At 61.9% G+C, this 14,943-nt stretch carries 16 protein-coding genes; 8 read left to right on the top strand and 8 right to left on the bottom strand.

Features of this window, described 5'->3' with window-relative positions:
• From Q7J58_RS13735 to Q7J58_RS13715, 5 genes are all read left to right on the top strand, one after another.
• Nucleotides 1-610 (top strand): DctP family TRAP transporter solute-binding subunit (locus Q7J58_RS13735; RefSeq protein WP_304828995.1); only part of this gene is annotated, 610 nt, incomplete at its 5' end.
• 52 nt (nt 611-662) lie between these two features.
• Nucleotides 663-1,457 (top strand): hypothetical protein, encoded by a 795-nt coding sequence (locus Q7J58_RS13730; RefSeq protein WP_304828992.1) that lies wholly within the window; start codon nt 663-665, stop codon nt 1,455-1,457.
• Between the two features lie 249 nt (nt 1,458-1,706).
• Entirely contained in the window at nt 1,707-2,069 is a 363-nt protein-coding gene (locus Q7J58_RS13725) for a DUF1801 domain-containing protein (RefSeq protein WP_304828989.1), read from the top strand.
• Between the two features lie 239 nt (nt 2,070-2,308).
• Nucleotides 2,309-2,635, top strand: coding sequence for a hypothetical protein (locus tag Q7J58_RS13720; protein ID WP_304828986.1), 327 nt, complete (start codon nt 2,309-2,311; stop codon nt 2,633-2,635).
• The gene (locus tag Q7J58_RS13715; RefSeq protein ID WP_304828984.1) at nt 2,622-3,617 is read left to right on the top strand and encodes an asparaginase; all 996 of its coding nucleotides are present in this window, start codon (nt 2,622-2,624) and stop codon (nt 3,615-3,617) included. Before Q7J58_RS13720 ends, Q7J58_RS13715 begins: the two co-directional genes overlap by 14 nt.
• Before the next feature lie 152 nt (nt 3,618-3,769).
• Here the strand turns inward: Q7J58_RS13715 and adk are convergent, their stop codons facing one another.
• The 5 genes from adk to Q7J58_RS13690 all read right to left on the bottom strand — a co-directional run bounded on the left by adk (nt 3,770) and on the right by Q7J58_RS13690 (nt 7,963).
• Entirely contained in the window at nt 3,770-4,426 is a 657-nt protein-coding gene (gene adk / locus Q7J58_RS13710) for an adenylate kinase (RefSeq protein WP_304828981.1), read from the bottom strand.
• A 590-nt stretch (nt 4,427-5,016) separates the two neighbouring features.
• Nucleotides 5,017-5,805 (bottom strand): 3-deoxy-manno-octulosonate cytidylyltransferase, encoded by a 789-nt coding sequence (gene kdsB / locus Q7J58_RS13705; RefSeq protein ID WP_304828978.1) that lies wholly within the window; start codon nt 5,803-5,805, stop codon nt 5,017-5,019.
• Nucleotides 5,802-6,008, bottom strand: coding sequence for a Trm112 family protein (locus Q7J58_RS13700; protein WP_304828974.1), 207 nt, complete (start codon nt 6,006-6,008; stop codon nt 5,802-5,804). Before Q7J58_RS13700 ends, kdsB begins: the two co-directional genes overlap by 4 nt.
• Nucleotides 6,009-6,040: 32 nt before the next feature.
• Nucleotides 6,041-6,799 carry a 3-hydroxyacyl-CoA dehydrogenase gene (locus tag Q7J58_RS13695; protein WP_304828972.1) on the bottom strand — a complete coding sequence of 253 codons (759 nt, stop codon included), beginning with the start codon at nt 6,797-6,799 and terminating at the stop codon, nt 6,041-6,043.
• 108 nt (nt 6,800-6,907) lie between these two features.
• Nucleotides 6,908-7,963: an extracellular solute-binding protein gene (locus Q7J58_RS13690; RefSeq protein WP_336623498.1), complete on the bottom strand. Its 1,056-nt coding sequence runs from the start codon at nt 7,961-7,963 to the stop codon at nt 6,908-6,910.
• Between the two features lie 216 nt (nt 7,964-8,179).
• On the opposite strand from Q7J58_RS13690, the gene Q7J58_RS13685 reads away from it, so the two are divergent.
• A complete protein-coding gene (locus Q7J58_RS13685) occupies nt 8,180-9,001 on the top strand; it encodes a patatin-like phospholipase family protein (RefSeq protein WP_304828969.1) in 822 nt (273 codons plus the stop codon).
• A 270-nt stretch (nt 9,002-9,271) separates the two neighbouring features.
• Here the strand turns inward: Q7J58_RS13685 and murI are convergent, their stop codons facing one another.
• Nucleotides 9,272-10,087 (bottom strand): glutamate racemase, encoded by an 816-nt coding sequence (murI, locus tag Q7J58_RS13680; protein ID WP_304828966.1) that lies wholly within the window; start codon nt 10,085-10,087, stop codon nt 9,272-9,274.
• On the bottom strand, nt 10,084-11,637 hold the full coding sequence (locus Q7J58_RS13675) for a fumarate hydratase (RefSeq protein WP_304828963.1): 1,554 nt from the start codon (nt 11,635-11,637) through the stop codon (nt 10,084-10,086). The genes murI and Q7J58_RS13675 overlap by 4 nt, the downstream gene beginning before the upstream one ends.
• 141 nt (nt 11,638-11,778) lie before the next feature.
• Between Q7J58_RS13675 and fumC the strand changes: the two genes are divergently transcribed.
• On the top strand, nt 11,779-13,176 hold the full coding sequence (fumC, locus tag Q7J58_RS13670; protein WP_304828961.1) for a class II fumarate hydratase: 1,398 nt from the start codon (nt 11,779-11,781) through the stop codon (nt 13,174-13,176).
• Nucleotides 13,177-13,206: 30 nt separating this feature from the next.
• Here fumC and Q7J58_RS13665 read toward each other — a convergent pair whose 3' ends face one another.
• Nucleotides 13,207-14,097: an ion transporter gene (locus Q7J58_RS13665; RefSeq protein ID WP_304828958.1), complete on the bottom strand. Its 891-nt coding sequence runs from the start codon at nt 14,095-14,097 to the stop codon at nt 13,207-13,209.
• Between the two features lie 174 nt (nt 14,098-14,271).
• Between Q7J58_RS13665 and Q7J58_RS13660 the strand changes: the two genes are divergently transcribed.
• Nucleotides 14,272-14,943, top strand: a 672-nt coding sequence (locus Q7J58_RS13660; RefSeq protein WP_304828955.1) for an acetyl-coenzyme A synthetase N-terminal domain-containing protein, incomplete at its 3' end; no start/stop codon positions are given.

The raw sequence follows: 14,943 nt of genomic DNA, 5'->3' as shown, positions 1-14,943 counted from the left end.
GCAGGAAAAAGGCCTGGTCGGCCTGGTGTATTGGGAGAACGGTTTCCGCAACCTCACCAACAACAAGCGCGCCGTGACCAAGCTCGAAGACATGGACGGCATCAAGCTGCGCGTGATGCAGAACAACGTGTTCATCGACAGCTTCAAGACCCTGGGCGCCAACGCCGTGCCGCTGCCGTTCTCGGAGCTGTTCACCGCGCTGGAGACCAAGACTGTCGACGGCCAGGAGAACCCGTACAACACCATCCTGTCCAGCAAGTTCTACGAGGTGCAGAAGTACCTGACCGTGACCAACCACGTCTACAGCCCGTGGATCGTGCTGGTGAGCAAGAAATGGTGGGACGGCCTGAGCAAGGACGAGCAGAAGGTCCTGCTCGACGCCGCCAAGAAGAGCCGCGATTTCGAGCGCCAGGACACGCGCGCCGAAGCCGACAAGGCCCTGGCCGACCTGCGCAGCAAGGGCATGCAGGTCAACGAGCTCTCACCGGCCGAAGCCGGCCGCATGCGCGACAAGCTGGGTGCCATCAACGCCAGCATCGCCGCCAACGTGGGCGAAGGCCTGTGGAAAGAAGTACAGGGCGCTGTGGCCCAGGCGCGCGGCGGCAAGTAAGCCGCCCCAGCGCAACCCCGCCAGCCAGTGCGCTGGCGGGTAACATGCCCGCATGAACCGACTCCAAGCCCAGTACCAGCGCCTGTACCTGCCCCACACCGGCGTGGCACCCGGCGCAGCAAATGCGCACCCGGCCAATCCCGAACAGCCCTCCGAAGGTTCTGTGCGCGCTTTGGTGCTGGCGCTGCGCAATCCCGCCGACTGGGACACCCTGGCACCGGTGTGGCGCGGCGTGCAGGCCGACCTGGCCTGGCCCGCCCCGGCCATTGCGGTGGACGGCGTGGACGCTTTCGAACTCTGGTTTTCTCTGGCCCAGCCCGTGCCACGCGCCGAGGCCATCGCCATGCTGCACGGCCTGTGCCAACGCTACCTGGCCGGTGTGAAGCCCGAGCGCCTGCCATGCTGGCCCGGCCTGGAAGCCTCCCCCGCATTGCCCACCCCCCAGGTCGGGCGTATTCCCGCGTTGCACCCCGATACCGGCCGCTGGTCTGCCTTCGTCGCTCCCGACCTGCCCGCCGTCTTCGGCGACGACCCCTCGCTTGACTTCCCACCCAGCGAAGACGCCCAGGCCGAACTGCTCAGCCGCCTGTCCAGCGTGGCCGCCGCAGACTGGCGGGCCGCATTGCTTGATTTGCAGCCCGTGGCTGATGCGGTTGGCTCGGTGTCCCCTGCATTCGCGGTTGCGCCTGCAGCGGTTGCTGACACGCACCACACGGCCTTGGTCGGCCCCTATCAGAACCCAAGTCGTTTCCTGCTCGATGTGCTGAACGACACCAGCGTTGCGTTGGTCCTTCGCATCGACGCGGCCAAGGCACTTCTGCCATATGAGAGCAAGCTTCAGGGCTGAAGTCGGTGCCACAAGCGGGTGTTGATCTGGGCAGTGTTTGCCGGAGTGCTGTGGAATGCCGTATGGTGAACGGCCGCGGTTGAGGCCAGAACGCCATCGCCATCCGCCTCTGGACCGAGGGATGTCGACCACTGCGTGATGCGCGGTGAGTTGAAAACCCGCTTCGCCACCGCCTGAGTGCACCTGTTGAGACGCCGTGTCAGCCGACTGCCGTAAGCTTTGATCCCGTCCGCTTCAGACCAGACCACCATGAACCCGTCCCGCATTCAGGCCCTGCTCAACGACATCCGTCTCACCAGCGAGGTGCACTTCCAGCTTGTCTCGCAGTTGCGCGAGCTGATCCAGACCACCGTGCCGAGCGCGACCGACGAGGTCAAGTACGGTGGTTTCCTGTTCTCGGCGCAAGGCGTGCCGTTCTGCGGCGTGTTCGCCTATACCGCTCACGTGTCTCTGGAGTTTGGGCACGGTGCTGCCATGCCCGACCCGCAGCATGTCTTGCAGGGCTCGGGCAAGCTGCGCCGCCATATCAAGCTCACCCGTGTGGACGACATCGCTGCCCGGCATGTGGCGCTGTATCTCCCGCTCGCGCTGGACGCTGCGCGGCGTGCCTGACCCGCGCGCGGGCATGCCATGATTGGCGCCTGTGATCGGTGGGCTGACGAACCTGCCCAGAGCCCCATGCGCCCCTCCAAGGGGGCGCTCAGTGCCTTCGGCGCGGCCGGATGAGACGGAATGCGCATTGGTTTTCGCCTTTTGCGGGGTTTCTTTTGGGTGCCGGGCTTACGGAAACGCTGCAAATCCTTTCCCATGGTTATGGCAGATACAAGCCCAGCGCGGCACACTTCGACACCATGAAACAACGCAGCTTTGATCTCAACCAAAGCACGCGCAAGACCCGCAAGCAGGTGTTCTTGCAACAAATGGAAGCCGTGGGTACCTGGGCTGCCTTGGTGGAGTTCATGGCACGGTTTTACAGCGAGGGGCGCAATGCTCGCCCACCGTCTGTGCTGCAAGCCATGCTGCGAGTGCGCTTCATGCAGCCATGGTCCAGCCTGTCGTACCCGGTCATGGCAGAAGCCTTTTCAGCATGCCTGACGGCTGGGTCATCAACGCGTCATTCGAACAGAGCTTTTTTAATTCGTTGTGGAGGTTTTACAAGTGACCATGCAAGCCATTGAAGCCGTACCAGCACAAGATGCCCAACGGCTGGTGATTCTGGGGACCGGTGGAACAATTGCGGGGCGCGCTGCCCTGGCAGGAGACAACGTGGGGTATGTGGCCGGTCAAGTTTCGGTGGGTGATCTGGTCGCCGCTGTTCCAATGTTGAAACCCCTGCCATTGGATGTGGAGCAGGTCGCCCAATTGGACAGCAAGGACATGAACTTTGATGTCTGGAAAGCGCTTGCGGTGCAGGTGGCTTTTCATCTAGGTCGGTCGGATGTGATGGGTGTTGTGATTACCCACGGGACGGACACCATTGAGGAAACTGCTTTTTTTCTTCAATCGGTATTGAAACCTGCCAAACCGGTGGTGTTGACTTGTGCCATGCGGCCTGCCACAGCCCTGGTGCCTGATGGTCCTCAAAATTTAAGTGATGCGGTGGCCGTGGCCCGCCAAGTGGGTGCGCAGGGTGTTGTTGTGGTCTGTGCCGGTCAGATTCACGGTGCTGACGATGTCACCAAGGTGCACACTTACCGCGTGGACGCTTTCGATTCGGGTGATGCAGGGCCTTTGGGATGTGTCGAGGAGGGCATGGTTCGGTTGTTCCGGCCTTGGCCAGAGGCTTGTCTTGCCGGCTCCTTTGATGCGTCAGCCCATGATCGGGTGCAGGCTAGCCTGGTACTTCCTCGCGTCGTGTTGTTAACCAGCCATGCCGATGCGGATGGGCTGATGGTGCAGGCTTTGTTGGCTCAGGCAGCCAGCGGTATGGTGCAACCTCTGCGCGGTATTGTGGTCGCAGGTACCGGTAACGGAACCTTGCACAAGAACTTGGAAATAGCCTTGCTGGAGGCTCAGGCCCAGGGGATTCGGGTGGTGCTGAGCAGCCGCTGCGTGCGTGGCCGCGTTTTGGCTCATCTGGGGCAGCGCTTTTCCGAGGTGTCCAGCTTGTCCCCCGTCAAATCCCGGATTGCATTGGCGCTTGATTTGCTCCCAGGCTGAGCCAAGCGCCGCATATGTTTCACGCCGTGGCGACATCCCGTTGGTCGCATGATTCCGGGGTGCTTGGGGCCCGTTGCTTGAGCGTGCTCAGATACAAAAAAACCCGATGAGCAACCGGGTTTTTTGATCGTATTCGCAAATCTATCCGGGACTTATGCGGTCAAAGCCTCGAAGGCGCGTGTTGTGATGTCATCTACCGAACCCATGCCACTGATAGCACGGTATTTGGGCGCTGCGGCAGGGTCGTTTTGTGCCCATTGGCTGTAGTAGTCCACCAGCGGGCGGGTTTGAGCGCTGTAGACCTCAAGCCGCTTTTTGACGGTTTCTTCCTTATCGTCTTCGCGCTGGATCAGGGGTTCACCGGTCACATCGTCTTGACCTTCAACTTGGGGCGGGTTGAACTTCACGTGGTAGGTGCGCCCCGACGCTGGGTGTGAGCGGCGGCCGCTCATGCGTTCGATGATGGCGTCGAACGGCACATCGATTTCCAGTACATAGTCCAGCTTGACGCCTGCGGCTTTCATGGCATCGGCTTGCGGGATGGTGCGCGGGAAACCATCAAACAGGAAACCGTTGGCGCAGTCAGCCTGGGTGATGCGCTCTTTGACGAGGTTGATGATGAGGTCGTCGCTGACCAGTCCACCTGATTCCATAACGCTTTTGGCTTCCAGGCCGAGCGGCGTACCCGCCTTGACCGCTGCGCGCAGCATGTCACCAGTGGAGATTTGGGGGATGCCGTATTTTTGGCAGATGAAGGTGGCTTGTGTACCCTTGCCTGCACCCGGAGCGCCCAACAAAATCAGTCTCATTGCATTCCTTTTTTCAGAGTTTCAATGGGGAGGCCGCTTGTCTTTGCGGCAACCCCTGGACCGGGGCCAGGGGTAAACCGCTTAAGGATAGCATGGGCTTACCCGACGCTGGCTTACAGGACGGGTGCTTCAGGCGTCCTTGTTTTATGGGGTAACAAGGGCCTTTCAGTCGCGGACCTTACGCAGGTTGCGCAGGATTTGGCTGGAATAAGTTGGGCGGATGAAAAGCACGGAACGTTGAGTTCATCACCAGCCAGGGCAAAGACTTCATCGCAGCCCTCAAAGGCAATCGGTTGGTGGCGTTGAGCCTGGAGGAATGGAATGCAATGTGTTTCGTCCGCGTAGACAAGCCCGCATTTCCAACGCAAGCCGCTGTCTATGCGGGCTTCACGGGGTCTGCTCGGGCTGTCCGCTTGGTCCACCAAGTCTTTTCAAACCAAGACGGCAGCACCGGCGTCCTGCACCTGGTTTGCAGCGGCATCACCTGCGAATGCGATACCTGTACCACGAACTGCAAAAACGGTGGCAAGTAGAGGTGTGCCTACGACCGGCTCACCCAATTCCAGGCGACTTCTGCTGCGCAAGGTCGGTTAACCATCACGCATGAGCAGGTGGCGGACACGCTCCAAGTCTTCCGCTGTGTCCACACCCGGTCCAGGGGCAAGCGTGCTCAGATGTACCGCAATGCGCTCACCATGCCACAGCACGCGCAACTGCTCCAGCGATTCGGTGATTTCCAGGGGAGCTGACTCGAGTCGTGGAAATTGCCGCAGAAAGCCAGCGCGATAACCGTAAATGCCTATGTGGCGCAAAGGAGCCGGTGAGGGTAGCAATGCGCCTGCCATCGAGGCCATTCCGTCACGCCACCAGGCAATGGGCGCTCGGCTGAAATACAGCGCGGTTCTTGCTTTGTCCACCACCACTTTGACCACATTGGGGTTTAGAAAGTCTGCCATGTGTTCGATGGCATACGCTGCCGTGCTCATGACGCAGTCGGGTCGGCGCTGCAGTTCTGCTGCCACAGCATTGACAAGGGTGGGCTCAATCAAAGGCTCATCGCCCTGCACATTGACCACCAAAGCATCGTCCGACAAACCGAGCAAGGCGCATGCTTCAGCGAGGCGGTCACTGCCTGATACGTGGTCTGTGCGCGTGAGCAGCGCAGGGATGCCGTGGGCTTCGCAGGCTTGGACGATGCTTTTATCGTCAGCCGCTACCACGCAGCGGCTGGCTTGACTCAGCCGCGCACGCTGGGCCACCCGCACGACCATGGGCAAGCCGGCCAGATCGGCCAGAGGCTTGTTGGGCAGTCGGCTGGACGACAGCCGTGCCGGAATCAGAACAGTGAAGCTTCCTGCTGGCTGGTGTGTGGTGTTCATGGGTGCGGCGCAGGTGCCGGGGGGCGTGCCGCCTCTTCGTCCGTGAGTGGGCGGGCCATGTGTTCCAGCAAGATCGGAATGCCGTCGCGCACCGGGTAGGCCAGACGGGCACTTCGCGACAGCAGTTCCTGTTTGTCGCGGTTGTAGATCAGTGGGCCTTTGGTGACCGGGCAGACCAGCAGTTCGAGCAGTTTGGTGTCCATGCCGTGATGATAGTCGTGCTGGTCGCCCATTTTCAGCGTGGAGCCAAGCGGATGGCGCCATCCAGGCGAATCACTTCGCCGTTGAGCATGTCGTTTTCAATGATGTGTTTGGCCAGCTTGGCGTAGTCGGCGGGGGTGCCCAGGCGGCTGGGGAAGGGCACGCTGGCGGCCAGGGCGTCTTGCACTTCTTGCGGCATTCCAAACAGCATGGGCGTGCCGAAGATGCCGGGGGCGATGGTCATGTTGCGGATGCCGTTGCGCGCCAAGTCACGGGCGATGGGCAGCGTCATGCCCACCACGCCACCCTTGGATGCGGCATAGGCCGCTTGGCCAATTTGACCGTCGTAAGCCGCCACGCTGGCGGTGGAAATCATCACACCGCGCTCGCCGGTGGCCTCGGGCTCGTTCTTGCACATGGCGTCGGCCGCCAGGCGGATCATGTTGAAGCTGCCCACCAGGTTGACCATGATGGTCTTGGTGTAGACACCCAGGTTGTGGGGACCGTTCTTGCCCACGGTTTTTTCAGCGGGGGCGATACCAGCGCAGTTGATCAGGCCCATGAGCTTGCCCATGGACGTGGCCTGGGCCACCACAGCCTGCCCATCGACCTCGTTGCTGACGTCGCACTTCACAAATGCGCCGCCAATTTCTTGGGCCACAGCCTCGCCTTTTTCGACCTGCATGTCGGCGATGACGACCGTGCCGCCGTTGGCCGCCAGCATGCGCGCCGTGCCTTCGCCCAGTCCTGATGCGCCGCCGGTGACGATGAATACCTTGCCTGCGATGTCCATGTGTTGCTCCTCGTTGGTTGATTGACGTTGACGTAAACGTCAATTATGGCGCACAAAAATGCCCGCTTCAGCGGGCACTTCGGTCAATTATTTACCAGCGGGGTGTGCTTACCGATACCCCACGCGGTCCAGCATCTGCTGCACCTTGGTCATATTTTTCGCCACCACACCCAGCGGAATGGTTTCTGCCTTGAAGTTGTCGCCGCCCATGGCTTTGATGGCGGGGTTGGCGATTTTCAGGCCTTTGACGGCTGGAAACTCGTTGTTGCCGTTGGCAAAGTAGTCTTGCGCAAACGGGCTCGACAAGAACTCCATGAACTGGATGGCGTTGTCGCGGTTCTTGGCGTGCTTGGCCACAGCAGCACCTGCAATGTTGACGTGGGTACCGCTGGTGCCTTGGTTGGGGAATACAACCCGAACTTTTTCCATCACTGCGCGGTCTTCAGGTTTGCTGGACTTCATCAGGCGGGCCACGTAATAGGTGTTGCTCAGCGCAACACCGCACTCGCCAGAAGCAACCGCTTTGATCTGGTCCGTGTCGCCGCCCTTGGGTGCGCGGGCCATGTTGTCCACCACGCCCTTGAGCCATTTTTCACCTTCGGCATCGCCCAGGCGCTCAACCACGGTGGCAAACAGCGAGAGGTTGTACGGATGCGAGCCCGAGCGGGTGCACACCATGCCCTTGAGCTTGGGGTCGGCCAGTTGGTCGTAGGTGGCCACGTCCGCGGCCTTCACGCGCAGCGGGTCGTAAATGATCACGCGGGCGCGGGTCGAGAAGCCGGTCCAGGTCACACCTTCGGCGGTGGGGGTTGCACGCAGGTTCGCAGGAATGGCCGCGTCCAGCTTGGCCGACTTGATGGGCTGGAACAAGCCCTGGCTGTCGGCCGAGGCCATGCGGGCAGCGTCCACCAGCAAGATCACGTCGGCGGGCGAGGCAGCGCCTTCGGCGCGCAGGCGGGCCACAATGCCGGCGTCGTCGGCGTCCACCCGGTTGATCTTGATGCCGGTGGTTTTGGTGAAGGTGTCGTACATCACCTCGTCGGTCTGGTAGTGGCGGGCCGAATAGAGATTCAGCACCTTCTCTTGGGCCACAGCCTGGGACTGGACGGTGAGTGCGGCAACGGCGGTGGCGATGACAATAGGAAGCTTGATGAGGGTATGCATGTGGAGATCTTCTATGGATGAGCAAATACCCGCTGAACACACGAACTGATCAGCACAGCGGATCCGATTAAACTGAATATGATGCTAACACAAACACGAATTGTTCTCAGTAAGAAGACGTTGATCTGGATCAATGCTTGGCTTGTGCTGGCGCTGGCCGGCTGTGCCGGCTTGCCGGGAGCGACGCCAGATGCACCAACTGGCACCACGGGCGCAGTGAGTCCACCGCCAGTGGTTGTGGCGCCAGCGCTGAGACCGCCCAGACTGGGTTTGGCGTTGGGCGGCGGCGCAGCGCGGGGCTTTGCGCACGTAGGTGTCATTCAGGTGTTGGAGCAGCACGGCATTCGCCCCCACGTGGTGGTGGGTACATCAGCGGGTAGCCTGGTTGCCGCGTTGTATGCCAGCGGTAAAAACGCGGCAGAGCTTGAGCGTGTGGCCATGACGATGGAAGAGGCCACTTTGACCGATTGGTCGCTGCCCATCATGGGGCGCGGCATGCTCCGCGGTGAGGCTCTGGCGCGCTATGTGCGGCAGGCTGTGGACGGTCGTTTGATCGAGAACATGAGGCTGCCCCTGGGTATCCTGGCGACCGATCTCAGCACAGGGCAAGGCGTTTTGTTTCGGCGTGGTGATGCAGCGCAGGCCGTGCGGGCTTCCAGCGCTGTACCCGGCGTGTTTACGCCGGTCAATATTTCGGGCCGAGACTATGTGGACGGCGGTTTGGTGGCGCCTGTGCCCGTGAGCCACGCGCGTGCCATGGGGGCTGAGGTGGTGTTGGCTGTAGACATTTCCAGCGACCCGCAAGGTAACGACGCCAACGGGCTGCTGAAATTGCTGCTGCAAACCACGGCCATCATGGGGCAGACGATCAACCGGCACGAACTGGCCAGCGCCGAAGTGGTGTTGCGGCCTGCCTTGTCGGGCGTGGGCGGTGCGGATTTCACGGCGCGCCAGCGCTCCATTGAAGCCGGCCGCGCTGCCATGCAGGCCGCTCTACCCCGTTTGCGGGCTGAGTTGAGCAAACTGAGGCCGCTGTAGGGCCAGGAGCACAGTGAACTTGGCGAGCCCCCGTTCAAGAGGTGCTTTTGCCATACCACCCGGCATGCGGGTCTGCACCGGGCAGTTTGAGCGCTTGAGGTCATGACAGCCTTGGGCCTCCAGCCTTTCAAAGGACGCAACTTCAGCACTTTTTTGATCGCCCGTTGTGTACTTGCTGCAGTAGCGTCGCTCAGGCCTGAGGGTGTCAACAAGGTATATGGGCTAGTGCACGGACGGGTGGCGGTGTGGCGTTCAAGGTCCTCAAAAAGCTCAGCAGACTAGGCGGACTGCGGTGGCTGACGTGCAAAGCCAGCGCTGTGCGGCCAAGGTGAGCGCTGCCGGATCGCCTGTGGAAAGCAGTTGCAGCCTGAACGGCGCGACAGGGCCGCGATGCACTGCTGCTGCATCGATTCCCAGAACCGCTCGGGTGCGGCGTGCCACCGGCAAGCCCGTTTCCACCAGCGCCACGCCAGAGCCGCAGAGTTGGCGCAGCACAGGGGCCGCGAAAGGGTAGTGCGTACATCCCAGTACCAGTGTGTCAATGCGGTGTGTTGGATCTTTCAGTGCTTGCACGGCTTGCAGATAGCGCTCGCAGAGGCGCTGCGTGGTGGTCGGGTCGGCGCGCTCAATGGCATCGGCCAGACCGTCGCAGGGCTGGCAGCTGAAGTGAATGCGGGGTGCTGAGTCCTCCACGCGACTTCGCAATTGGGCAAAGCGCACGCTGTCCAGCGTGCCGCGTGTGGCGAGCACGCCAATGTGCCCGGTGCGGCTCAAGGCCGCGGCCGTTTTCAGTGCAGGCTCCACGCCCACAATTGGCAGATGGGGATAGATGCGCCGCAGTTCGTCAACCGCCATCGCTGTGGCGGTGTTGCAGGCCACCACCAGCGCGTCAACAGCGTGGTGTTGCCGAAGGTGGGCAGCGATGCGGCGGGAGCGATTGACAACGGCCTGCGCGCTGCGCTCGCCATAAGGCGCAAAGGCACTGTCGGCCACATAGACAAATTGGGCCTCGGGTATTTCAGTCAGCAGGGCGCGCAGCACACTCAGGCCGCCCACCCCGCTGTCAAAAACCCCGATGGTCTTCAAGCGCCAGCGACCGTGATGCCCTTGAATTCACCGGTGGCGATGCGTTTGCTCCACTCGGCCGGGCCCGTGATGTGGGCGCTGGTGCCGCCCGCGTCCACCGCCACGGTCACGGGCATGTCGACCACGTCAAACTCGTAGATGGCTTCCATGCCAAGGTCGGCAAAGCCCACCACCTGGGCGGTCTTGATGGCTTTGGACACGAGGTAGGCGGCGCCGCCCACGGCCATGAGGTAGGCGCTCTTGTGTTTTTTGATCGCCTCAATGGCGACCGGGCCACGCTCGGCCTTGCCCACCATGGCAATCAGGCCGGTCTGGGCCAGCATCATTTCGGTGAAGCCGTCCATGCGGGTGGCGGTGGTCGGGCCTGCGGGGCCCACCGCTTCGCCTTTGACCGGATCGACCGGACCCACGTAATAAATGATGCGGTTGGTGAAGTCCACCGGCAGCTTCTCGCCTTTGGCCAGCATGTCCTGGATGCGTTTGTGCGCGGCATCCCGGCCGGTCAGCATCTTGCCGTTGAGCAACAGCGTCTGGCCGGGCTTCCAGCTGGCCACTTCGGCCGCGGTGAGCGTGTCGAGGTTGACGCGCTGGCTCTTCTCGGTGTCGGGCGTCCAGTTGACGTTGGGCCACAGGTCCAGGCTGGGAGGGGTGATGTACACGGGACCGGAGCCATCCAGCACGAAGTGCGCGTGGCGGGTGGCGGCGCAGTTGGGGATCATGGCCACGGGCTTGCTGGCCGCGTGGGTCGGGTACATCTTGATCTTCACGTCGAGCACGGTGGTCAGGCCACCCAGGCCTTGCGCGCCGATGCCCAGGGCGTTGACCTTTTCAAACAGCTCCAGGCGCATCTCTTCCACTTTGCTGAGCGTCTCGCCTTTGGATGCTTTGGTCTGCAGCTCGTACATGTCCAGGTCGTCCATCAGGCTCTCTTTCGCCATCAGCACGGCCTTTTCAGCGGTGCCGCCAATGCCAATGCCGAGCATGCCCGGCGGGCACCAGCCGGCACCCATGGTCGGCACGGTTTTCAGCACCCAGTCGACCACGTTGTCGCCAGGGTTGAGCATGACCATCTTGGACTTGTTTTCCGAACCACCGCCCTTGGCGGCCACGGTCACTTCGACCGTGTTGCCCGGCACGATCTCGGTAAAGATCACGGCAGGGGTGTTGTCCTTGGTGTTTTTGCGGTCGAACTGCGGGTCGGCCACCACGCTGGCGCGCAGCGTGTTGTCGGGGTGGTTGTAGCCCTGGCGCACGCCTTCGTTGATGGCATCGTCCAGGCTACCGGTAAAGCCGTCCCAGCGCACGTCCATGCCCACCTTCAGGAACACGTTCACGATGCCGGTGTCCTGGCAGATCGGGCGGTGGCCCGTGGCGCTCATCTTGCTGTTGGTCAGAATCTGCGCAATCGCGTCTTTCGCGGCCGGGCTTTGCTCGCGCTCGTAGGCACGCGCCAGATGGGCGATGTAGTCGGCCGGGTGGTAGTAGCTGATGTACTGCAGGGCGGCGGCAACGGATTCGATCAGGTCGTTCTGGCGGATGCTCGTGGTCATGGCGTGGGTGTTATGGGCAAGTGGGTTGGCTTGGATAGCGGCTGCTGCGGTGGATGCGCGGCGCCGACTCTGCTACGGTGTGCGCAACACGTTATTTTGACAGGTCAGTCCTTGGGCTGGCTGACGACCGGAGGCTTCGCCATGACCGCTGAATCAGACACCCGCACCGAGTCGGACAGCATGGGCCCCATCGCGGTGCCCTCCCACCGTTTGTGGGGCGCGCAGACGCAGCGCTCGCTGCAATATTTCCATATTTCGGGCGAGCGCATGCCGAGCGAGCTGATTCACGCGCTGGCCCAGGTCAAACGGGCCTGCGCCTTGGTGAACAACCGACTGGCCGGGCTGGACGCCGACAAGGCGCAAGCCATTGTGGCCGCAGCCGACGAGGTGATGGGCGGCCAGCACACTGACGAATTCCCGCTGATGGTCTGGCAGACCGGCTCGGGCACCCAGACCCACATGAACGTGAACGAGGTGCTGGCCAACCGGGCCAGCGAGCTGCTGGGTGGCCCCCGCGGCGTCGGCCGTCTGGTGCACCCGAATGACGATGTGAACCGCAGCCAGTCGTCCAACGATGTGTTTCCCACCGCCATGCACCTGGCCGCGGTACAGGGCCTGGTGCATGGCTTGCTGCCAGCGCTGGCGGGCCTGCACGATGCGCTGGCCGCGAAGGCGGTGGCGTTTGACGGCATTGTAAAAATGGGCCGCACCCATTTGCAGGATGCGACCCCGCTGACGCTGGGGCAGGAAATATCGGGTTGGGCCGCTCAGCTGTCGCACGCGGATCGCCATGTGCGCGCAGCGCTTCCCCACCTGTGCGAGCTGGCGCTGGGTGGCACAGCCGTGGGCACCGGGCTCAACGCACCGGCGGGTTTTGATGTGGCCGTGGCCGCCGAGCTGGCCCGCAGTGCAGGCCTTCCTCTGGTTACGGCGCCCAACAAATTTGAAGCGCTGGCCAGCTGCGATGCACTGGTGCATGCACACGGCGCATTGAAGACGCTGGCCGCAAGCCTGATGAAAATCGCCAACGATGTGCGTTGGCTGGCGAGCGGGCCGCGTTGTGGCCTGGGCGAAATCCGCATTCCCGAAAACGAGCCCGGGTCGTCCATCATGCCGGGCAAGGTCAACACGACGCAGTGCGAAGCGCTGACAATGCTGTGTTGTCAGGTGATGGGCAACGACGTGGCCATCAACCTGGGGGGGGCGTCGGGCAACTTTGAACTCAATGTGTTTCGGCCCATGGTTGCGCACAATTTTCTGCAAAGCGTGCGTCTGCTGACCGATGGCATGCACAGCTTTCGTGTGCATTGCGCGGAAGGCATCGAGCCGGACACGGGCCGCATGGCCGAGATGGTGGAGCGCTCCTTGATGCTGGTGACCGCCCTGAATGCACACATCGGCTACGACAAGGCGGCAGAGATCGCCAAAAAGGCGAGCCGGGACGGCTCCACTTTGCGGGCTGCTGCCCTGGCCTTGGGCCATGTGACCGGTGAGCAGTTTGATCGGTGGGTGGATCCCGCTGCCATGGTGGGGCGCTGAGGCGGGCTTGCAACAGGGCCTTTGGGGCGTTCAGCTGAGCTTCGTTGCCGCGACCGGTGAGCCGTTGGCGTCAACTGTACCGCCCGCTCCACGCAGCAGGCCCTTGAGTTCGCTGATTTCCTGGCGCAGCAGTTGCACCTCTGCATGCAGCTGGTGTTCAATGGTCTGGCCAACCTGCTCCACCGCCTCTACCGTGGACTGGTGTTCGCCCTCGTTAAAAGTCTGCATCGCGTTGACGATGATCGCGATGAACAGGTTCAGCATCGTGAAGGTGGCGAAGAGGATGAAGATGATGAAGAAGATCCAGGAAAAGGGCGCGATCTCCATCACCGGCCGGGCGATGCCCATGGACCAACTCTCCAGCGTCATGACCTGGAACAGGGTGTACAGCGACCGTCCCAGGTGGCCAAACCACTCCGGAAAGTCTGCGCCGAACAGGTGCGTGGCGATCACGGCAAACACGTAGAAGACGAGCAACAGCACCAGAGCAATGGACGACAGTCCAGGGATTGCCGACAGCAGGGCGCCTACCACCCGGCGCATGGAAGGCACCATGGTGAGCATGCGCAGTACCCGAAGCACGCGCAAGGCGCGCAACACCGCGAAGGGGCCGCTGGCTGGCACCAGCGCGATGCCCACCACCGCAAAATCGAACAGGCTCCAGGGGTCGCGGAAAAATGCCGCGCGGTACACATAGAGGCGCATGGCAATTTCCAGCACGAACACCGCCAGAATGGCGCGGTCGAGTGCCAGCAGGGTGGATCCGTATTGGGCCATCAGGGTGCCCGAGGTTTCCATCCCCAACAACACCGCATTGATCACGATCAGCACGATGATGAACTGTTGAAATCGGGCATTGGCCAGGAGCGCGCCCAGGCGCATGCGCAGGGCTGGGTTGGAGTCGGGGTGTGAATCGGGCATGGTTGCCGAAGGAGCCAAGGTAAAGGATAAAGTAGGGTCCTCATTTTAGGGGTGCCGGCCAGTGCTCCGTGGTTCGACGGGCCTGGGAACCTGCAGGCCATGTAAGTGGCTCGTAAGAGCCTTTGCGCACATTCGATAGCTGATCTGTTACCCATACACCCGAGGAGACTGCCTATGTCCGCACCGTCGACGTCCATTCAATCCACCCTGGTCGAAAACCGCGTTTTTGAACCCACCGAGGCGACGGTCAAGGCCGCCCGTATTTCGGGCATGGATGCCTACAACGCACTGTGTGCCGAGGCTGAAAACGACTTTGAGGGTTTCTGGGCCAAGCGCGCCCGCGAAACGTTGACCTGGCACAAGCCCTTCACCAAGACGCTTGACGAGTCGAACGCCCCGTTCTACACGTGGTTTGAAGATGGCGAGCTGAACGCCTCGTACAACTGCCTGGACCGCCACATGGGTACCCCGGTGGAGAACAAGACCGCCATCATCTTTGAAGCCGACGGCGGCGAAGTGACCAAGGTGACCTACAAAGAACTGTTGGCCAAGGTGTCGCAGTTTGCCAATGCACTTAAGGCCAAAGGCGTCAAAAAGGGCGACCGCGTCGTCATCTACATGCCCATGACCATTGAAGGCGTGGTGGCCATGCAGGCCTGCGCCCGCATCGGCGCCACCCACAGCGTGGTGTTTGGTGGCTTCTCGGCCAAAGCGCTGCAGGAACGCATTCTGGTTGCGCCTGACCACACGCCGGGCGCTGCTGAGATTGACCGACGAACAGCTCAAGGATGTTGGCCTTGGCCGCGAGCAGGCCCGGCGCGAGGCGTTTCTGCCGTTCTGGAAGCT

It is taken from the genome of Hydrogenophaga sp., from assembly GCF_030656115.1.
Classification (GTDB): Bacteria; Pseudomonadota; Gammaproteobacteria; order Burkholderiales; family Burkholderiaceae_C; genus Hydrogenophaga.
The sequence above is the reverse complement of the archived record's forward strand: the minus strand, read 5'-3'. Positions and strand labels throughout refer to the sequence as shown.